Consider the following 19,873-nt stretch of genomic DNA (forward strand, 5'->3'; position numbering starts at 1 on the left):
CGCGACGATCGGAGCACCGCAAAGCCAGCCCGTTGAGGCCCAGACGTGATAGACCCGAGGAACGTATCCCACAAACGGAAGGCGGCACCGTGCCCACCACCGAATACGACCTCATCATTCTGGGCGCGGGCGCCACCGGCGAGAACCTCGCCGAGCGAGCCGTGCAGGGCGGACTGACCGCTGTGATCGTCGAGAACGAACTCGTCGGCGGAGAATGCTCCTACTGGGCATGCATGCCATCCAAAGCGCTGCTCCGCTCCGCCCAGGCCCTCCGGGCAGCCCAGAGCGTGCCAGGCGCCGCGGAGGCCGTGACCGGCACCCTCGATGTGGCTGCCGTCCTCGCGCGCCGCGACTCGTTCACCTCGAACTGGTCAGACGACGGCCAGGTGAAATGGATGGACGGCGCCGGCATCGACCTCGTCCGCGGTCACGGCCGGATCACCGCGGCCAAACAGGTCACCGTGACCGCCCCAGACGGCACCACCACCGTACTCACGGCGAGGCATGCCGTGGCCGTCGCCACCGGATCGCGCGCGACCATCCCTAACATCGACGGGCTCCGCGCTGCGGCGCCGTGGACGAGCAGGGAGGCGACGAGCACACAGACCGTTCCTGCCAGCCTCGTCATTCTCGGCGGTGGCGTGGTCGCCGCGGAAATGGCGACTGCGTTCGCGGGATTCGGCACGGCGGTCACGGTCATCTCACGGAGCGGTTTTCTCGGAAACATGGAACCGTTCGCCGGCGAGCTCATTGTGAAAGCACTGCGCAAGCAGGGGGCGACCGTGCTGCTCGACACGAAAACGACGAAGGTGACCCGCTCGGATGCCGGCGTGACGGTGGAGACCGACGGACAGTCGATCACCGCCGAGGAGGTACTCGTGGCGACCGGGCGAACACCACGCACCGACGACATCGGGCTCGACTCGATCGGGCTGACCCCTGGCGAGTGGATGAACACGGACGACACTCTGCTCGTCCGCGGATTCGACTGGCTCTACGCGGCAGGCGACGTCACCCACCGCGCCCTTCTCACCCACCAGGGCAAGTACCAGGCGCGGGCAGCCGGTGATGTCATCGCCGCCCGCGCCGCCGGCGAGCCCGTCTCGGACGGCCCGTGGGGTGCTCACGTCGCCACCGCCGACCACGAAGCTGTGCCACAGGTGACCTTCACCGAACCCGAGGTCGCGTCCGTCGGGCTCACCGACAAAGCGGCACGCGCCGCCGGTTACGACGTCCGCTCCGTCGACTACAAGATCGGCCACATCGCCGGCGCCAGTGTCCACGCAGACGGATACCGGGGAACAGCGCGCATGGTCGTGGATGAAAAGCGCAAGGTCGTGCTCGGTGTGACTTTCGTCGGCCCCGACGTCAGCGAACTCCTGCAGGGAGCAACCGTCGCCGTTGTCGGCGAGGTGCCGATCGACCGGCTGTGGCACGCCGTCCCCGCATACCCGACGATGAACGAGATCTGGCTGAGGCTGCTCGAAACGTACGGCCGCCCGACCTGAGGCCGCCTGGGTTCGCTCAGCGCGGCTCGTGCGCCTCGAGGAACGAATACACCTCGACCTCGTCCACACCGGGGAACGTTCCGGTCGGGAGAGCGGCGAGCAGGCTCGTCGGCGTCCTCGCCGCCGGCCAGGAGTGGCGGGCCCACTTCTCGGAGAGGGCGCTCGGGGCGCTCTTGCAGCATCCCTCATCCGGGCAGGTCGACAACGAACGGTTCGCCGTCTCGCGCCCCCGGAACCATTTGACGTGCTCGAACGGCACGCCGACCGTCACCGAATAGTCACCCTCCTTCGCCTTCTCGATCCTCGACGTGCACCAGTACGTGCCGTTCGGGTTGTCGGTGTACTGGTACCAGGGACTGAACCGGTCCTCGGCCGCGAACACGGTGAAGGCCGTCCATTTGCGGCAGACCGTCGTCCCCTCGACCGCGCCGAGGGCATCCGTCGGGTGCTTCACGCCGTCGTTGGAGTATGCCTTCACGATCGTGCCCGACTCGTGCACCTTCGTGAAGTGCACGGGAATGCCGAGCCGCGCGGTGGCCAGGTTGCAGAATCGGTGCGCGGCGGTCTCGTACGACACCGCAAAGGCGTCACGGAGATCCTCCATCGAGATGCGGCGGAAGTTCTTCGCTTCGGTGAGGAACCGCACAGCCCCGGCCTCCGGAAGCAGGATGGCGGCGGTCAGGTAGTTGGTCTCCACCCGCTGGCGCAGGAAGTCGGCGTAGTTGGTGGGTTCCTGGTGACCGAGCACGTGGCTGGCGAACGCCTGCACCACCGGCGAGCGCGAGTCGCGGGATGCCGACTGCTGGGTCGGCAGATAGATGCGACCGTTCCTGGAGTCGGTCACCGACCGCGTCGAGTGCGGCAGGTCACCGACGTAGTGCAGGGTGAAGCCCAGGTGGTTGGCCATGTCGCCGACGAGCTGCTGAGACACCGGGCCCCCGGTGTGCCCCACCGCGGCGAGGAGCCTGGTCGCCTCCTCCTCAAGTTCCGGAAAGTAGTTGTCCTTCGCCCGCATGGTGGCGCGGAGCTGAGCGTTCGCGCGGCGGGCCTCCTCCGGGGTGGCCGCCCGCTCACGGTGCAGGCGCTCGACCTCCGAGTGCAAGGCGAGAAGCGCGCGGAGGGTCTCGTCGCTGTGCCCCTTTGACACCCGTACCGGACGGATGCCGAGGGCTGAGAACACCGGACCGCGCTGCGCCCGTTCCACGGCGATCTCCAGAGCGGCTCGTTCGGACGGTGCCTCAGCGCTCAGAAGATCGTCGGTTGTTGTGCCGAGGGCGACGGCGATCTGGCGGAGCATCGACAGTCGCGGTTCGCGCTTGCCGTTCTCGATCGTGGAGACCTGCGACGGCGCCCGGTCGATCGCGGCACCGAGCTGTTCGAGCGTCATTCCGCGTGAGACGCGCAGCTGGCGGATGCGACGGCCGAGCGTCAGCGCGTCGACGACGTGCTCGTCCGGCTCGGCGAGATCGAGGGACCCAGGGTCAGCTGCGGTGCTGGTCATGGTGCAATCGTCGCATTCGGCACTCTTTTCACCAAACAGAAGAACCCGGCTTCTTCTGCCAATGAATTCGGTCGGGAGTGCTTGCGGAGCCCACAGACTCGGTTTCACGCAACCAGAAGGAGCACAACGATGAGCACTCAGAACACCCGCCCCGGTGACCAGACCCAGACCGCAGCAGAGCTGCAGCTCGAGTGGGATGCGAACCCCCGCTGGGAAGGCGTCCGTCGCGACTACACCGCCGCCGAGGTCGTCGCTCTCCGCGGGAGTGTTCGCGAGGACTCGACGCTCGCCCGCCGTGGTTCCGAGAACCTCTGGAACCTGATCCACTCCGAGGAGTGGGTGCCGGCCCTCGGCGCCCTCACCGGCAACCAGGCGGTGCAGCAGGTCCGCGCAGGCCTCAAGGCCATCTACCTCTCGGGCTGGCAGGTCGCCGCCGACGCCAACCTCTCCGGCCAGACCTACCCGGACCAGTCCCTGTACCCGGCCAACTCCGTGCCATCCGTTGTCCGCCGGATCAACAACGCGCTGCTCCGCGCCGACCAGATCGAGTTCGCCGAGACCGGCTCAACGAGCACCGACTGGCTCGCCCCGATCGTCGCCGACGCCGAGGCCGGCTTCGGCGGCCCGCTCAACGCCTACGAGCTGATGGCATCCATGATCCAGGCCGGGGCGGCAGGCGTGCACTGGGAGGACCAGCTCGCCAGTGAGAAGAAATGCGGGCACATGGGCGGCAAGGTTCTCATTCCGACCAGCCAGCACATCCGCACCCTCAACGCCGCCCGCCTCGCAGCCGACGTCGCCGGGGTGCCGAGCGTTCTCATCGCCCGCACCGACGCCCTCGCGGCGACGCTGCTCACCAGCGACGTCGACGAGCGTGACCGCCCGTTCCTCACCGGCACCCGCACCGCTGAGGGGTTCTACGAGGTCCGCAACGGGATCGACACGGTCATCTCCCGGGGCCTCGCCTACGCCGAATACGCCGACCTGCTCTGGGTCGAGTCGGCCGAGCCGGACCTCGAACTCGCCCGCCGTTTCGCGGAGCGCATCCACCAGGACTTCCCCGGCAAGAAACTCGCCTACAACTGCTCACCGTCGTTCAACTGGAAATCCCACCTCGACGACGCGCAGATCGCGACGTTCCAGAAGGAACTCGCCGCCATGGGCTACGCCTTCCAGTTCATCACGCTGGCCGGCTTCCACGCGCTGAACCACTCCATGTTCACGCTCGCCCAGGACTACAAGAACCGCGCCATGAGCGCATACGTCGAATTGCAGGAGGCCGAATTCGCGTCAGAGGCGGACGGCTACACCGCGACCAGGCACCAGCGCGAAGTGGGCACCGGCTACTTCGACCGGATCGCCACGGCCCTGAACCCCGGGAGCGCCACCCTCGCGCTCGTAGGTTCGACCGAAGAAGACCAGTTCCACTAGACCAGCACTCAAAGGAATCCCATCATGAACACACTGCTCGCCGAGCACACCTCGGCACCGACCACCTCCCCCATCAAGACCCAGCAGCACGCCGGCCCGCGCATCGAGGTCGTCGGACGCATGCACGACCGATTCGACGAGATCCTCACGCCCGAAGCGCTGACGTTCCTCGCCGAGCTGCACCAGCGTTTCGCCGGCCCCCGCCACGACCGGCTCGCCGACCGGATGCGCCGTCGCTTCGAGATCGGCAACGGCCGCGACCCGAAGTTCCGCGACGACACCGCGTCGATCCGGGCGGATGCCTCCTGGCGGGTCGCCGGGGCGGGCCCCGGCCTCGAAGACCGCCGGGTCGAGATCACCGGACCCACCGACCGCAAGATGACCGTCAACGCCCTCAACTCAGGCGCGAAGGTGTGGCTCGCCGACCAGGAAGACGCGACGAGCCCCACCTGGACGAACGTGATCGGCGGTCAGATCTCGCTGTTCGACGCGATCCGCCGCCAGATCGACTTCACCAGCCCGGAGGGCAAGGAGTACACCCTCACGACGGGGGAGATGCCGACGATCGTCATGAGGCCGCGCGGCTGGCACCTCGTCGAGAAGCACCTGAAGTTCGTCGATTCTGCAGGTTCCGAGATGGCGGCATCCGGAAGCCTCGTCGACTTCGGCCTGTACTTCTTCTCCAACGCACAGGCGCTGATTGACTCGGGCCGTGGGCCGTACTTCTACCTTGCCAAACTCGAATCGAGCGAGGAAGCCCGGCTCTGGGATGACGTGTTCTCGTTCTCGGAACAGCGCATCGGCATCCCCCACGGGACGATCCGCGCCACCGTGCTCATCGAGACGCTCCCGGCGGCGTTCGAGATGGAGGAGATCCTTTACGAACTGCGCGACCACTGCGCCGGACTGAACGCCGGCCGCTGGGACTACATCTTCTCCATCATCAAGAACTACCGGGGCCGCGGCGCCCGGTTCGTCCTGCCCGACCGCAGCGAGGTCACCATGACCGTGCCGTTCATGCGGGCGTACACCGAGCTGCTCGTGAAGACCTGCCACAAGCGGGGCGCCCACGCCATCGGCGGCATGAGCGCGTTCATCCCCAATCGTCGCGACCCGGACGTGACCGCCCGCGCGATCGAGAAGGTCTCCGCCGACAAGAAGCGTGAGGCCGGCGACGGGTTCGACGGCACCTGGGTGGCGCACCCCGACCTCATCGACACCGCCCGCAGCGAATTCGACGCGATCCTCGGCGCCCGGCCCAACCAGGTCGACCGCCAGCGCGACGACGTCGAGGTGACCGCCGCGCAACTGCTCGACGTGCACATCGGCCGGGCCGTGACGGATGCCGGGCTCCGCGACAACGTGTCGATCGGCGTTCGGTACCTCGAGTCCTGGCTGCGGGGTGTCGGGGCTGCGGCGATCGACAACCTGATGGAGGACGCCGCGACGGCGGAGATCAGCCGGTCGCAGATCTGGCAGTGGATCCACCAGGACGTCCGCACCGACGACGGCACCCCGATCACCCGCGACCGGGTTGAGGCGATCCTGGTGGAGCTGCTCGGCAGCGTCGAGCGGTTCAACGGCGACCGGTTCGACGACGCCGCGGATGTCTTCCGCGACGTGGCGCTGCGGGACGAGTTCCCGACGTTCCTCACCGTGGGTGCGTACTCGCGCTTCCTCGTCGACCTGGCGTAGGCATCCGTTCGCGAGTTGCTGGGTTTGCAGGGGTTCCCGCCGGGCACGACCCCTCAAACCCAGCAACTCGCGGGGCCCCTTGACGATCTCCCTGGAGAGAACGAGCATCTTTCGAGACGGTGACCGTCACCGCCGACAATCGTTCAAGGAGACCTCCATGACCGACATCTTCGTCAACCTCCCCATCACGGACCTGGAGCGCACCAAAGCGTTCTACACGGCACTCGGCTGGGAGGTCAACGAAAACTTCACCGATGAGAACGCAACCTGCATCGTCGTCGACAAGAACATCTTCCTGATGCTCCTGACGCGCGAGTTCCTGGCGACGTTCACCGACAAGCCGATCGTCGACCCGAGAACACACGCACAGGCGATGACGGCTTTCAGTAAAGACAGCCGCGAGGCCGTCGACGCGATCATGGACACCGGAATCGCGGCCGGAGGCACCGAACCGCGCACGGCGCAGGACTACGGCTTCATGTACTCGCGTGACCTCGAAGACCCGGACGGGAACATTCTCGAGTTCGTCTGGATGGACCCGGCCGCCGCCGAGAAGGGGCCCGACGCGTACCTGGCGGAGCAGAACGCCCGGTCCTGACGGTCGCTTCAGTCCGAACGCGTGACGGGGCGGCGGACAGTGGGCACCCCCCAGGTTCGCCGCCTTGTGCCGCTACGGCCGCGGGCGCGCGGCAAGCGCTACCCTTCTAGGGTGAGCACAACACCGAGACTTTCCACGAAGATTTCCGCCATCGCCGAATCAGCCACGCTGAAGGTGGATGCCAAGGCGAAAGAACTGCAGGCACAGGGCCGCCCGGTGATCAGTTACGCCGCCGGCGAGCCGGATTTCGCCACCCCCGCGCACATCGTCGAGGCCGCGATCGCCGCCGCACGCGAGACGAAGAACCACCGCTACACGCCGGCCGCAGGGCTCCCCGACCTCCGCGAGGCGATTGCCGCGAAGACGCTGCGGGACTCCGGCCTCGCGGCATCCGCCAGCCAGGTGCTCGTGACCAACGGGGGCAAGCAGTCCGTGTACGAAGCGTTCCAGGTGCTCCTGAACCCGGGCGACGAAGTGATCGTCCCCACCCCGTACTGGACCACCTACCCCGAGGTCATCGCGCTGGCCGACGGCGTCGCCGTCGACGTGTTTGCGGATGCCTCACAGGACTACAAGGTCACCGTCGAGCAGCTCGAAGCGGCTCGTACCGACCGCACGAAAGTGCTGCTCTTCGTGTCTCCGTCGAACCCGACCGGCGCCGTCTACTCCCCCGAGGAGACCGCCGCGATCGGCCGCTGGGCGCTCGAGAACAACCTCTGGGTGATCTCCGACGAGATCTACCAGAACCTGACGTACCCTTCGACCCTTCGACAAGCTCAGGACGGCGCAAGCTCAGGGCAAGTGCGATCGACCTCGATCGTCGAAGCGGTCCCCGAGCTCGCCGAGCAGACCCTTCTCGTGAACGGTGTCGCGAAAACCTACGCGATGACCGGCTGGAGAGTCGGCTGGACCGTCGGACCGGCATCCGTCATCAAGGCACTCGCGAACCTGCAGTCACACCTGTCCGGAAACGTGAACAACATCGCGCAGCGGGCGGCGGTCGCCGCCCTGACCGGGCCCCAGGACGACGTTGCGGCCATGCGCGAGGCGTTCGACCGCCGCCGCGGCCTCATCGTCTCGGAGCTCAACAAGATCGAAGGCTTCCGGACGCCGACGCCCGAGGGCGCGTTCTATGTCTACCCGGATGTTTCGGCGCTGCTCGGCCGGGAATGGGGCGGCGTGACGCCGACGACGTCGCTCGAGCTCGCCGACCTGATTCTCGACCAGGCCGAGGTCGCCACGGTGCCCGGGGAGGCGTTCGGTCCCTCCGGCTACCTGCGCTTCAGCTACGCGCTCGGCGACGAGCCGCTCCTCGAGGGCGTGCAGCGGCTGCAGAAGCTGTTCGGCTGAACCCCACCGCGGTTGCGCGGGTGAGCCGGCGGTGCGCGGGTGAAATTTCACCCGCGCAGGGCAGAAACACCCGCGCGTGCGCGACGGCTACAGCGAGATGCCGACGAAGACCGGTTCCGGCTGCAGCACGACGCCGAACTCGGCGGCGACCCGCGCCTGCACGAAGCGCGCCAGCGCGGCGATCTCGTCGGCGGTCGCTCCACCCGTGTTGGTGAGCGCGAGAGTGTGCTTCGTCGACACGCCCGCACGGGACCCGGGCAGCCGGAATCCGCGACGGATGCCGGCCCGCTCGATCAGCCACGCGGCGCTGAGCTTCACCCGGGCACCATGTTCGAACGACGGCGCGGGGAACGGCGGCGGCAGCGAGCCGTCCCATTCCCCCAGAGGAATGACGACGCTGGCGTCGGAGCTCTCGTCGATCGGCCAGCGCGGCGCATCCGCCGGCAGGCTCCGGGCGAACGATTCGGAGACGATCGGGTTCGTGAAGAACGAGCCGGCGCTGAACGTGTCGGGGTCGGCGGCGTCGAGCACCATGCCCTTCGACGACCGCAGCCCGAGCACAGTACGGCGGACGTCGGCGATCGGCAACCGCGCGCCGACGTCGACGCCCAGGGCGCCGGCGAGCTGGGCGTAAGCAATCGGCTCGCTGAGCCCGGCATCGTCGGCGAGATCGAGTTCGAGTGAAACCACGACGCCATCCCGCTCGGGAACCGACCCGCCGTGCCGCTTGAGCACCGAGGTGCGGTAGCCGAGCTCGAGCTCGGCGGCGGGAACCCGGACGACCTCGAGAAGATCGCGGTCGAGCAGGTCGACCGAGACGAGGACGCTCTCGAGCTCCTGCCCGTAGGCGCCGATGTTCTGAATCGGGGCCGCACCGCTCGACCCGGGGATGCCGCTGAGCGCCTCGATCCCGCTCCACCCGTTCTCCACAGCGAACGCCACCAGGCCATCCCACGACTCCCCGGCCTCGACGCGCAGACGCACCCGGCCCGGTTCCGCGTCGAGCCGTTCGATGCCGCGGGTCGCGACCTGCACCACGGTGCCGTCGAACCCGTCATCGGCGGCCAGGGTGTTGGATCCGCCCCCGAGGATCAGCGGCTCATCGCCGTGAGCCCAGTCGTCGAGCACGGTAGCGACGAGCGCCTCCCGCGTCGTCGCGGGCACCAGGCGTTCCGCCGGCCCGCCGACGCGCAGGGTGGTGAGATCCGAGAGAAGCGTCGTCATCGCCTAACCGAGCTTTACGACGACCTGGGCCTTGCCCAGCACCGTCGCCCCGTCGAAGGTCACCGTGAGGTCGACCCGGGCGGAGGTGTCGGTGAGCGCGCCGACCTTCGCGACGACCGTGACGGTCGCTCCCGTGCCGGGGTCGACGACGACAGGGCGGGTGAACTTGACCTGGTAGTCGACGATCCGCGCCGGATCGCCTGCCCAGTCGACCACCGGCTGCACGGCGAAGCCCATCGTCAGCATGCCGTGCGCGAGCACACCGGGCAGGCCGACGGATGCCGCGACGTCGTCGCGATAGTGGATCGGGTTGAAGTCACCGGATGCTCCGGCGTACCGCACGAGGGAATCGCGCGTCAGGGGGAACTCACGCTCGGCGACGACGTCGCCGACGGCCAGCGCGTCGAGCCGCGGCGCGTTCATTCGCCACCCCGGACGACGAGGGTGGAGATGGCCGTGACGACGTGGGCCCCGGAGGCGTCGAGCATCTCGGAGGAGGCGGTGACCATGGCGTGCGGGCCGAGGGTCTTCACGCTCGTGACGGTCAGGGTCGCGGTGAGTTCATCACCCGCGACGATCGGCCGCGAGTAGGTGAACCGCTGGTCGCCGTGCACGACCCGGGAAAAGTCGATCCCCGCGTCGGACTCGCTGAGCAGCTGGGCGAGCGTGTGCTCCTGGATCACGACCGGAAAGGTGGGGGGCGCGACGATGTCGGCGTGACCGGCCGCAGCCGCGGCATCCGGGTCGAGCGAAATCGGGGAGGTGGCGAAGACGGCGCGGGCGAACTCGCGCACCTTCTCTCGACCGACCAGGTAGGGCGGGGCCGGCGGGAAGACGCGGCCCTGGAGTTCGGGGTTCACTGACACGCAGATCAGCCTACCCGGCGCCCTTGCGGACGCCGGGACGCGCTGCCTACTTGCGGCCTCCTCCGAGGAGACCGCCGAGGAGATCACCGATCCCGCCGCCTTTCGAACCGCCGCCGCCACCGCCGCCGAGGAGATCACCGAGGATGTCGCCGATGCCGCCGGTGGAACCTGACGACGAGCCTGACGAGGCGCCGCCGAGGAGATCGCCGAGAACACCGCCCAATCCCCCTTCGGCCTCCTTCTTCGGCTGTTTCGGCTGCATCGGTTCGGTCGGCTGCACCGTCTCGGTGGTCTGCTTGCGTTCCTGGAACTTCTTGGCCAGGTAGCTGAGCACGATGGGGGCAAGGATCGGCAGGAGCTTGCCGACGATACCGCCGGCGCTGAACCCGGCCGGCTGGGCGCTGAGGGTCTGCACGACCTGCTCCTTGTTCGGGCCGAAGATGTGCGACACGATCTTCTCGCCGTCGTTCGTGTCGACCTCGTCGAGGTTCACACCACCGTCGACGAGCGCCGGGGAGTGCTTCGCCACCGCCTTCTCGATCGATGCCGCCCCACTCGGGTCCTTCGCGTTGGCTTCGAGCCCACCGACCAGGGCGGGAAGCGCCTGCTCGACCGCCGCGCGGGCGGTCTCCTCGTCGACTCCGAGTTTCGCGGCGACGTCGTGGATCGGGATCTGGCTCATCAGTTCATCCAGGGATGCCATGTGCTTCCTTCCTGAGGTTGCGGCCGCGCACCGGCGGGCGGCTCTTCCGACAGGCTATCGACGCGAATTACACGGAAGGTAGGGGTAGCGCGACAGCCTGGACGTCAGGACGAGGGTGACCGGATCGCTTTGACGATCAACTGTGCGGCGACGACGGCGAGGAAGCCGGCGAAGAGCAGGTTGGCGAGCTGAGGGGTGATGGAAGCCGCCAGGATCGCGCCGAGCGCCGTCGTCGTGCACGCCGAGACGCCGAGGACCGCCGCCGCCGGCAGGTCCACGTTCTTCCGCAGAACGTTGCCGATCGTGCCCGACAGGGCGGTCGGGATCATCATCAGGAGACTCGTGCCCTTGGCGACGAGGTCACTCGCACCGAACAGAACGATGAGCATCGGGACGACCACCGCTCCTCCCCCGATCCCGAGCAGACCGGACAGCACACCGGTGACCAGCCCGAGCACCACGAGGCCGATCACCGAACCGACCGTGAACTCGATCGACGCCTCCCGCGACGGGATCACCAGGAACAGACTGACGATCACCACGAGGAGAAAGGCGATGAACCCCCACCGCAGCGCCCGCCGCGGCAGCCGGCTGAGCAGGTGACTGCCGACCTGCGCACCGACGATGGCGCCGACGGCGAGCAACGCCGCGGCCGCCCAGTCGACGTACCCTCCGGCCGCATAACTGATCACGCCGACCATCGACATCGGCACGATCGCCGCGAGCGACGTTCCCGCTGCGATCCGCGGGTCGAACGAAACGAGGAGCATCAGCGCGGGGACGATGAGGATGCCGCCGCCGACTCCGAAGAGGCCGGACAGGAACCCCGCGGCGAGACCGATGAGGATGATCCGGACCCAGCGTCCCGCGGTGTGTTGCTGTGGCATCCGTCTCCTCCGTGATGGCGCGAGATTCCGACGCTATCACCGCCTCCGTTGCCGGTAGCGTGAGGGCATGCGAATTCGGGATGCCCACGACGACGACTGGGACGGCATCTGGCCGTTCCTCCGCGAGATCGTCGCCGCCGGTGAGACGTACTGCTGGCCTGCTGACACCTCGGAGGAGAACGCCCGAGCCTGGTGGATGACCAAGCCGGGCGGGCGCGTGTTCGTGGCGGTGGACGAGGACGGGACGGTCCTGGGCACGGCGGAGCTGCATCCGAACCAGCCCGCCGCGGGCTCGCACGTCGCGAACGCCGGTTTCATGGTGGCGCCGACGGCGGTCGGCCGCGGGATCGGACGTGCGCTGGCCGTGCATGTACTCGACCAGGCCGCCAGCGACGGCTACCAGGCGATGCAATTCAACGCCGTCGTCGAAACCAACGCGGGCGCGATCGCGCTCTGGCAGTCGCTCGGGTTCCGCATCCTCGCGACGGTGCCCGCGGCTTTCGACTCCCCCTCGTCCGGACTCGTCGGACTTCACATCATGCACCGGATGCTGGAGCACACCTCCGCCTGACGAGGTCCCGCAATCCCGCAGTCGCGTCGCGCCACGCATCGGAGGCTGGCAGAATTGAATCAGGTGCGCGATTTCCGCGGCCGGAAAAAGAGGTCCCGATGAAGGTCATTGCCGATACTGAGGTCTGTGTCGCTGCAGGCGTCTGCGTGAATATCGCCCCGGCCGTCTTCGACCAGGATGACGAAGTCGGCAAGGTCATCCTGCTGAACCCGAACCCCGACGCCGAAGACTACGAGGCCGTGCGCGACGCCGTTCTCAGCTGCCCGTCCGCCGCACTCCGCCTGCGCGAGGACGAATGACAGCAACACCCGCAAGCATCGTTCTCGTCGGCGCGTCGGCCGCCGGCCTGACGACCGCGGCCGCTTTACGCCGGAACGGATACGACCGCGACATCACCCTCGTCGACGCCGAAACGCACGCGCCGTACGACCGGCCGCCGCTGTCCAAGCACCTGCTGTCGGGCGAATGGGAGCCCGAACGGCTGTTGTTGAAGACGCAGGACGAGCTCGCGGACCTCGGCGTCGGCATCCGCACCGGTCTGCGAGCGACCGGGCTGGACGTCGCGGGGCACCGTGTGGCTTTTTCTGACGGCACGGACCTTGCTTTCGACAGACTCGTGCTCGCCACCGGCGTTCAGCCTCGCATCCTTCCGGGAACGGGCCAGCTGCGGGGCGTCCACACCTTGCGCACCGTCGACGATGCGCTCGCGTTACGGGCCGAACTGCAGCCCGGCCGACGGCTCGTCGTCGTCGGCGGCGGGTTCCTCGGCACGGAGGTCGCTGCCACCGCCGTCGGCCTCGGCGTGGACGTGACACTCGTCAGCGCCGCGCCCACCCCACTCGAGCGGAGCCTCGGCGCGGATGTCGGCGGCCAGGTCGCCGAACTGCACCGCGCCCACGGAGTGGCGCTGCGGATGGGACCGGAGTCTGCCGTGATGTCGCTTCTCGATACCGGGGGTGTCGTCACCGGTGTCGAACTGGCCGACGGGACGCGACTGGACGCCGATGTCGTCTTCGTCGCGATCGGCGCGGCACCGGATTTGGACTGGCTGCGCGGAAGTGGCATCCCGCTCGGGGATGGCATCGAATGCGCACCCGACCTGTCTGCGGCGCCCGGCATCTTCGCCGCCGGCGACGCCGCGCGCTGGAACAACCCGGTCTTCGACGAGTTCATGCGGGTCGAGCACCGCACCAACGCCACAGAGCAGGGCATGCACGTCGCCCGCAGGCTCCTCGACGGCGAACCGGCCGCGTTCGCATCGGTGCCGTACTTCTGGACCGACCAGTACGAGCTCAAACTGCAGGTCCACGGCTGGTTGCGCGGCTACGACGAGGTGAGAGTCGTCGAGGGTTCGTTCGACGAGAAGCGTATGGTCGCGCTGTTTCGGCGGGGGGAACGCCTGGTCGGCGTGATGGGTATCGGGGCCGCGAAGGTGGTGCGCGGGTGGCGTCAGCACGTCCTCGATGGCGCCGCGTGGGCATCCGTCGTCGACGCCTGAGCTGCTTTTCCTGAGACGGCGGCGGGTGGCATCGTGCACCGGCGCCCATGGCGGGACGGCGGGCGGCAACATTGTGCACCGGCGCCCATGGGCGCCCGACCACACCCTCGGCGCACAATGTTGTCGCCCGCCTGAGTTTCTCGCGCTGATGCTCGGGTGCCAGGCCCGGTTGCCGCAACATGTCGCGTGCAGACGCGTCGAGCGACAGTTTGAGGCAACTCAAATCGCCGAGCAGCAGTTTGAGGCAACTCGACCCGAACTCCGAGCATCTTGTCCGAGAGACCACCGCCCGCGCCGTCGCGCTCGAATCGCCGCACTTTGTCCCTCGCAGACGCTTCGGACGACAGATCGAGGCAATTCGATGTCCCGACAGCACGTTGTGGCTACTCGACCCGAGCCTTCAGCGCCCCGCGCGCTTCGCCCCGTAGTGCTCGGCGAGCCGCCGGAAGCCCTCATCGAGCGACACCGCCGGGGTCCACTCGAGGTCCGCCCGGGTGCGCCGCTGGTCGAACCAGTGCGCCGTCGACAACTGCTCGGCGAGAAACCGCGTCATCGGCGGTTCGTCGACCCCGGGCTTCACCCGCCAGACGGCCTCGATGAAGGAACCCGCGCTCCGGGCGACGGATGCCGGCACCCGCCATCGCGGGGCATCCACGCCGGCTGCGGCACAGATCCCGCCGAGCAACTCGGCGACCGGCCGCGGCTCACCGTTCGTCAGAACGTAGGACCGGCCGTGGACCGAATCGACCCGCGCGAGCGCCGCCGCGATACCGGTCGCCGCGTTGTCGATGTAGATCGAGTCGATGAGAGCGGCGCCCGAGTCGAGGAGCGGGAGCCGGCCCCGCCGCGCCCGCTCGACCACCCGCTCGACGAGCTGGGTGTCGCCGGGGCCCCAGACCAGGTGCGGGCGAACGGCCACAACCCGGAAACCGTCCGAATCCGCGGCGAGCGCCAGCAGTTCGGCCTGAGCCTTCGTGCGGGCGTAGTCGCCGCGGGCATGCGCCGGGTCAGCGGGGAGCGCGTCGTCGCCGACGATCGAGGTTCCGGCATGCGCCACCGAGGGGGACGAGACGTACACGAACCGGGCGACCCCCGCCGAGCGGGCCGCATCGACGAGATTCCGGGTGCCGTCGACGTTCACCCGGTCGAAGTCGGCGGGGTCTCCGGCGAGCGACACCTTCGCGGCGAGGTGCACGACCGCGTCCTGTCCGGAGACGGCGCGCCCGACGGCATCCGGATCGGTGACCGAACCGAGCGAGTCCACCGCACCGGCGACGAGCGACGGACGGCGCTGGAAGCAGCGCACCTCGTGCCCCGCAGAATGAAGCTCAGCGGCGACAGCACGGCCGAGCAGCCCGCTCGCTCCCGTGACGAGGACTTTCACGGGGCGACCATCCGCCCACCCGCGAGGATGCCGTCGGCCCAGGCCGACAAGGCCGACCGGTTGATCTTGGAATTGTGGCGGATGTCCGTCGGCAGGTGAGGCACGACGAGGACGGCGGCGAGCGGCACGTCGACGGCCGCGCGAACCGACGCCGCAAGCTCAGGACTCGCGAGCGCGACGCGGCGCGCCTGCGGCGACGTCTCCACAACGGCGACGACCTGCTGGGCGCCCCGTGGCCCCACGCCGACGATCGCGGCCCGCACGACAGCGTCGACGGTTTCGGCCTGCAGTTCACGGCCGACCGGGGTGACGACACCGCTCGCGGTGACGATCACGTGCGGCATCCGGCCCTCGACCCAGAGCCGCCCGGCGTCGTCGAGGTGCCCGACGTCTCCGGTGCGGTGCCAGCGTTCCCCCGGCACGCCGCCGAGGCGGCTGGTCCGGTGGGTGAGCCACAACCGGTCGTAGTGGTCTTCGACATGCGGGGCGGAGACGAGGATCTCGCCCGTGATGAGCGCGGCATCCGTCAGGTCGCCGGTCGCCGCGCCGTCGGGGTCGAGCGGGGAGATCCGCACCCGGGTGGCGCCCGACGGCGTTCCGACGCAGACCCCGACCAGACCCGCGGCCGCGGCGTCGCGGATGCCGTCGAGCGTGATGTCGGTCATCAGCAGCCCCTCGGTCATGCCGTACGGGGTGTGCGGAGTCGCGGAAGGCATCAGGGCGGAGATGGCGGCGAGGAGCGGCTCGGAGACAGGGGCGCCCGCCGAGAGAAAGTGTTCGACGCCGGCGAGGGCTCGGCTGTCGTCGGCGTCGAGGTCGGCGGATGTCGCGACCACGTTCGCGACGGCGGCCGGCGACAGGAACACGACGGTGGCGTCGACGGCCTTCACCGCGGCGGCCACGGCGGTCGCGGTGAGCGTCTTCGGCGCGGTCACGTCCATGTCCGGCGTCACCGAGCGGGCACCGAGGGCGGGCCCGAGCAAAGCGAACGGAGCGAACCCGGCCACAAGCCCGGTGCCGACCCCGATCCCGTACTGGGCGGCGAGGGCGTCACGCACGGCGGAGAGTTGCGCGTGCGTGTAGACGACTCCCTTGGCCGGCCCGGTCGACCCGGAGGTGAAGAGGATCGCCGCGGTGTCGGCGGGTGTGGGTGGTTCCGGCGGGTCCTCTTCGGAGCCGAGCGAGGCCAGCTGGGCGAGCGAGAACGAGACGCCGAGCGCGCGGCGGGCGGGAGCCGCGAGCGTGGTCGTCGAGATCTTCTGCCCGGGCCAGCCGAGCGCCCGAGCGGCCGTCAGGCCGGGCAGCGCACCGATGACGTGGTCCGGGCACGCGCCGCGAACGGCGCGGGTGAGTCCCTTCAGCCCGAGGCCCGCGTCGGCGACGACGACGATCGCACCGATGCGCAGGCAGGCGTAGAGCACGGCGACGAGGTCAGCGCTCGGCGGAATCAGAAGCGACACCCGGTCGCCCTTCTTCACCCCGATCGAGTCGAGGCCTGAAGCGATCTGCCGTACCCGCGTCGCCAGCAGGCGCCAGGACACCACGCGGGGAGCGGTTCCGCCGGGCGGCACCATGTCGATCACGGCAGGCTCGTCGCTGTCGCGGAGGTCGTCGAGGTAGTGCCACAGCGGCGGGCGGTCCGACTCGGCCGGCGCCGCAGACGGCAGCTCTTCCGGAGTGCGGATGCTGTCGCCCAGCCAGGTGAGGACGGCGGACGCGTAATCGACGTCTTCGGCCAGGAGGTGCCCGGCGCCTTCGAAACGGTGCACGTCGGCGTGCGGCATCCGGTCGATCAGGTCGTCGAGGTAGCGGTCGCTGAAGATCGGGTCGCGGGGACCCCACAGCATCAGGGCGGGCACGCGCAGGCCGGCGACGCCGGATGCGATCCGCTCGAGCTCGGGCCAGCTCTCGTGGTCGGCGTCGACGGGGATGTCGGCCACGAAACCGCCGATGCCGCCGCGTCGCCCGGCGCCACGATACGGGGCCCGGTAACCGTTCTTGATCGGTGCCGCCAGCGGCGGGTGCGCGAGCGCGAGCGTCGTTTCGAGGAAGGCCGGCGTGGACACGGTCGCCCCGCCGAGCACGGCCGGCTGGAGGGCCAGCCGCAGCGGTGCGGGAATCGGAGACTGTTCGGGCTGGTGCACGGCCGTGTTCAGCAGCATCACGCCGGCGAGCAGGTCGGGATGGTTCACGGCCCAGCCGAGTGAGACAACTCCGCCCCAGTCGTGGCCGAGGGTGATCACCGGCCCACCGAGGTCGAGAGCCGTGGTGAGGTCGTCGAGGTCCTGGACGCGGCGGACAAGCGGCCGACGCGTGCCGGTGCGCTCCGAGTACCCCATGTCGAGCTGGTCGACGGCGATCACGCGCCACGCGTCGCCTCCGTTCGCCGCGACATCCGTCGCCTGCGACACGAGCCGCCGCCACAGGTACGACCAGGTCGGGTTTCCGTGCACGCAGAGAATCGTGCCGACCGGTTCCACGCCGAGTTCGGCGAGCCGCCTGGCGTTGTCGAGCACATGCCAGCCCCGGTCGGCGGATGCTCCGCCCTCCGGGGCGCGCACCACCCGCGAGAACGTGGGGTCGAGTTCATCGAGGCCCGCCGGGGGCAGCGTTGCCGGCAGCATGGCGCCGCCCGCTGCGTTCATCACCAGGCGATTTCCATCATCGCCGTGTTGAGCCCGGACCCGACGCCCATCAGCAGCACCCGGTCCCCTGACTTGAGGCTCGCCGATTCGCGCTGGAGTGTGATCGGGATCGATGCCGGGCCCACGTTGCCGAGCTTCGGGTAGGTCAGCGGCACACGCTTCCGGTCGATGCCGACGGCCTTGATCATGGCATCCGTGTGGATGTCGGACACCTGGTGCACGATGTACCGGTCCATGTTCGACCAGGTCCAGTCGCGTCGTGCTTCCTTCCACGCGGAGACGACGAGCTGCATGCCGCCCTTCAGCAGCGCCTTCGCATCGGTGAACATGCCATCGACGCTGCCGACGCAGAGTTCGTTGAACTGGGTGGCGGCGCGCGTGACGCCGCCGACGATGCGGTGCCCGCCGGGGTTCGCGTCAGCTCGGCCGAGCACCGCGGCGGCCGCACCCGAGCCGAGGGTGAGGCTCGCGAACTCGCTCATGAATTCCTTGCGGCCGATGCCCTCGCGGCCGAGACGTTCGATCGTGTTGTTCTGGATGTCATCGGCGTCTTCGCCGTCGATGATCATGGCGTATTCGATCTGGCCCGAGTCGATCAGTTGAGCGGCGAGGCTCATTCCGTTGACGAAACCGAGGCACGCGTTGGCGATGTCGAAGTTGACAGCCGACGACGGCAGCCCGAGGCCGTGGTGCAGTTTGACGGCGACCGACGGTTCGAGGTGCTTCCGGGTCACCGACGTGTTGATGAGCAGCCCGATCCGGTCGGCTGACACTCCCGCCTCAGCAAGTGCACGACGTCCGGCGTCGACGGCAGCCGAATCGAACGACTGGCTGTCATCCCAGTTGCGGCGCTCGTGAACCCCGGCGACGCGCTGCAGCAGCCCGGTCGGCAACTTGAGCCGCTTGAGAACAGGAGCCAGCCGGGAGTCGATCTCCTCAGAGGTCGTTATGCGGGAGGCGAGGGTGGCGGCGACGGACAGCAGCGCGACATTGCGGTGCGTGGTCGTTGCGTTTCCATCCAATGGGGGCTCCCTGTCGAACTGTAGGTCGGGCTACGTCGTGCCTCCCGATTTTACGTTGCCTTCACGCTGATCGTTGACCGGCTTGCTTTCCGCCCGACGAGTCGGAAGTTTCCAGCGGAGGAGCTCCAACACTCCACTCGCGCTGCGCCGCGTCCAGCGCCACCGTCGCGGCCCGACGTCCCTCAGCGATGAGACGCGGCACGTCAGACATGGTCCACTGCGCCATCCCTTCCATCTCCGGTTCGATCAGCACGATCGAGGGGTCACGCCGAAGGTCGGCTGTCTGGTTGCGCGTGCGCATCATCCGAACGTTCTCCCACTTGGCGTGCAACCGCACGACGATCACCCGGGACGCGCCGAGCGCGCGAGTCGGGTCGACCGGGACGTTGTCGAGGATGCCGCCATCAGCGAGCAGCGCATCACCACGGCGTATCGGCGGAAGCAATCCGGGAACGGCGATCGTCGACCTCAGCGCCACGCTCAGCGGGCCTTCGTCGATCGTCACGGTCCGGCGCGTTCGAAGGTCGGTTGCGACCGCACCGAATCGACGCGGGAGGTGCTCGATCAGCGGGTCAGCGCCGAGAATCTGGCTCACCGCCTCACCCAGAGCTGCCGTGTCGAGCAGACCCCAGCGAGGAGCAGTCGAGAATCGAGCGATCGCTCGCCAGCGAAACCCGAGCGCCGCATCCTCGATCACCGACGGGTCGATGCCCGCGGCGTAGGCGGCCGCGACCAGTGCGCCCGAGCTGGTGCCGGTAACGATCCCCGGGCGGATGCCTCGTTCGGCGAGAACCTGGAGGACACCGACGTGCGCAGCGCCGAAGGCGCCCCCACCGCCGAGTGTGAGTCCCAGGCTGCGGTCGTCGCTCACGTTGTTCTTCTCCCTGCCTGGGCCGAGCGCTCCGGCGAACCGCTGAGGGGCGGGCTGGAGCAATGATTCCAGCGATTTTATGTCGCCTCGCCTGACCGTTTGCCGAACTCGACCTGCCT

Annotated in this window: 18 protein-coding genes; 8 read left to right on the forward strand and 10 right to left on the reverse strand. The window is 68.8% G+C overall.

Translation table 11 applies throughout. The features are described from left to right. Positions 1 to 89 precede the first annotated feature (89 nt). Positions 90 to 1,508, forward strand: coding sequence for a dihydrolipoyl dehydrogenase family protein (locus ABIE24_RS14935; protein WP_354501042.1), 1,419 nt, complete (start codon positions 90 to 92; stop codon positions 1,506 to 1,508). 16 nt (positions 1,509 to 1,524) lie between these two features. Here the strand turns inward: ABIE24_RS14935 and ABIE24_RS14940 are convergent, their stop codons facing one another. Beyond that, positions 1,525 to 3,009 (reverse strand): helix-turn-helix domain-containing protein, encoded by a 1,485-nt coding sequence (locus tag ABIE24_RS14940; RefSeq protein ID WP_354501044.1) that lies wholly within the window; start codon positions 3,007 to 3,009, stop codon positions 1,525 to 1,527. 129 nt (positions 3,010 to 3,138) lie between these two features. Between ABIE24_RS14940 and aceA the strand changes: the two genes are divergently transcribed. The 4 genes from aceA to ABIE24_RS14960 all read left to right on the forward strand — a co-directional run bounded on the left by aceA (position 3,139) and on the right by ABIE24_RS14960 (position 8,083). Continuing rightward, positions 3,139 to 4,440 (forward strand): isocitrate lyase, encoded by a 1,302-nt coding sequence (aceA, locus tag ABIE24_RS14945; protein ID WP_354501046.1) that lies wholly within the window; start codon positions 3,139 to 3,141, stop codon positions 4,438 to 4,440. Positions 4,441 to 4,464: 24 nt separating this feature from the next. Further along, complete coding sequence (aceB, locus tag ABIE24_RS14950; RefSeq protein WP_354501048.1) at positions 4,465 to 6,135, forward strand: malate synthase A; 1,671 nt, start codon at positions 4,465 to 4,467, stop codon at positions 6,133 to 6,135. 157 nt (positions 6,136 to 6,292) lie between these two features. After that, a complete protein-coding gene (locus ABIE24_RS14955) occupies positions 6,293 to 6,733 on the forward strand; it encodes a VOC family protein (RefSeq protein ID WP_354501050.1) in 441 nt (146 codons plus the stop codon). A 111-nt stretch (positions 6,734 to 6,844) separates the two neighbouring features. Next, complete coding sequence (locus ABIE24_RS14960; protein WP_354501052.1) at positions 6,845 to 8,083, forward strand: pyridoxal phosphate-dependent aminotransferase; 1,239 nt, start codon at positions 6,845 to 6,847, stop codon at positions 8,081 to 8,083. A gap of 87 nt (positions 8,084 to 8,170) precedes the next feature. On the opposite strand, the gene ABIE24_RS14965 is transcribed toward ABIE24_RS14960, so the two are convergent. The 5 genes from ABIE24_RS14965 to ABIE24_RS14985 all read right to left on the reverse strand — a co-directional run bounded on the left by ABIE24_RS14965 (position 8,171) and on the right by ABIE24_RS14985 (position 11,763). After that, positions 8,171 to 9,307: a UDP-N-acetylmuramate dehydrogenase gene (locus tag ABIE24_RS14965; RefSeq protein WP_354501054.1), complete on the reverse strand. Its 1,137-nt coding sequence runs from the start codon at positions 9,305 to 9,307 to the stop codon at positions 8,171 to 8,173. A 3-nt stretch (positions 9,308 to 9,310) separates the two neighbouring features. Further along, positions 9,311 to 9,730, reverse strand: coding sequence for a MaoC family dehydratase (locus tag ABIE24_RS14970; protein WP_354501056.1), 420 nt, complete (start codon positions 9,728 to 9,730; stop codon positions 9,311 to 9,313). Continuing rightward, positions 9,727 to 10,173, reverse strand: a complete 447-nt coding sequence (locus ABIE24_RS14975) for an FAS1-like dehydratase domain-containing protein (RefSeq protein WP_354501058.1) — start codon at positions 10,171 to 10,173, stop codon at positions 9,727 to 9,729. Before ABIE24_RS14975 ends, ABIE24_RS14970 begins: the two co-directional genes overlap by 4 nt. A 46-nt stretch (positions 10,174 to 10,219) precedes the next feature. Next, positions 10,220 to 10,876, reverse strand: a complete 657-nt coding sequence (locus ABIE24_RS14980) for a DUF937 domain-containing protein (protein ID WP_354501060.1) — start codon at positions 10,874 to 10,876, stop codon at positions 10,220 to 10,222. A gap of 104 nt (positions 10,877 to 10,980) precedes the next feature. Beyond that, the gene (locus tag ABIE24_RS14985; protein WP_354501062.1) at positions 10,981 to 11,763 is read right to left on the reverse strand and encodes a sulfite exporter TauE/SafE family protein; all 783 of its coding nucleotides are present in this window, start codon (positions 11,761 to 11,763) and stop codon (positions 10,981 to 10,983) included. A 67-nt stretch (positions 11,764 to 11,830) separates the two neighbouring features. Between ABIE24_RS14985 and ABIE24_RS14990 the strand changes: the two genes are divergently transcribed. The 3 genes from ABIE24_RS14990 (at position 11,831) to ABIE24_RS15000 (ending at position 13,832) form a co-directional block, all read left to right on the forward strand. Continuing rightward, entirely contained in the window at positions 11,831 to 12,334 is a 504-nt protein-coding gene (locus tag ABIE24_RS14990) for a GNAT family N-acetyltransferase (protein ID WP_354501064.1), read from the forward strand. Between the two features lie 98 nt (positions 12,335 to 12,432). After that, the gene (locus ABIE24_RS14995; protein WP_354501066.1) at positions 12,433 to 12,633 is read left to right on the forward strand and encodes a ferredoxin; all 201 of its coding nucleotides are present in this window, start codon (positions 12,433 to 12,435) and stop codon (positions 12,631 to 12,633) included. Next, the gene (locus ABIE24_RS15000; RefSeq protein ID WP_354501068.1) at positions 12,630 to 13,832 is read left to right on the forward strand and encodes an NAD(P)/FAD-dependent oxidoreductase; all 1,203 of its coding nucleotides are present in this window, start codon (positions 12,630 to 12,632) and stop codon (positions 13,830 to 13,832) included. Before ABIE24_RS14995 ends, ABIE24_RS15000 begins: the two co-directional genes overlap by 4 nt. 400 nt (positions 13,833 to 14,232) lie before the next feature. On the opposite strand, the gene ABIE24_RS15005 is transcribed toward ABIE24_RS15000, so the two are convergent. The 4 genes from ABIE24_RS15005 to ABIE24_RS15020 all read right to left on the reverse strand — a co-directional run bounded on the left by ABIE24_RS15005 (position 14,233) and on the right by ABIE24_RS15020 (position 19,754). Next, complete coding sequence (locus tag ABIE24_RS15005; RefSeq protein WP_354501070.1) at positions 14,233 to 15,216, reverse strand: NAD-dependent epimerase/dehydratase family protein; 984 nt, start codon at positions 15,214 to 15,216, stop codon at positions 14,233 to 14,235. Continuing rightward, the gene (locus ABIE24_RS15010) at positions 15,213 to 17,861 is read right to left on the reverse strand and encodes an alpha/beta fold hydrolase (RefSeq protein WP_354501100.1); all 2,649 of its coding nucleotides are present in this window, start codon (positions 17,859 to 17,861) and stop codon (positions 15,213 to 15,215) included. The genes ABIE24_RS15005 and ABIE24_RS15010 overlap by 4 nt, the downstream gene beginning before the upstream one ends. Then, positions 17,861 to 18,883 (reverse strand): 3-oxoacyl-ACP synthase III, encoded by a 1,023-nt coding sequence (locus tag ABIE24_RS15015; RefSeq protein WP_354501072.1) that lies wholly within the window; start codon positions 18,881 to 18,883, stop codon positions 17,861 to 17,863. The genes ABIE24_RS15010 and ABIE24_RS15015 overlap by 1 nt, the downstream gene beginning before the upstream one ends. Positions 18,884 to 18,944: 61 nt before the next feature. Further along, the gene (locus ABIE24_RS15020) at positions 18,945 to 19,754 is read right to left on the reverse strand and encodes a patatin-like phospholipase family protein (RefSeq protein ID WP_354501074.1); all 810 of its coding nucleotides are present in this window, start codon (positions 19,752 to 19,754) and stop codon (positions 18,945 to 18,947) included. Positions 19,755 to 19,873: the final 119 nt, after the last annotated feature.

The sequence above is a fragment of the Mycetocola sp. 2940 genome, from assembly GCF_040548835.1.
In the GTDB taxonomy this organism is placed as follows: domain Bacteria; phylum Actinomycetota; class Actinomycetes; order Actinomycetales; family Microbacteriaceae; genus Mycetocola_A.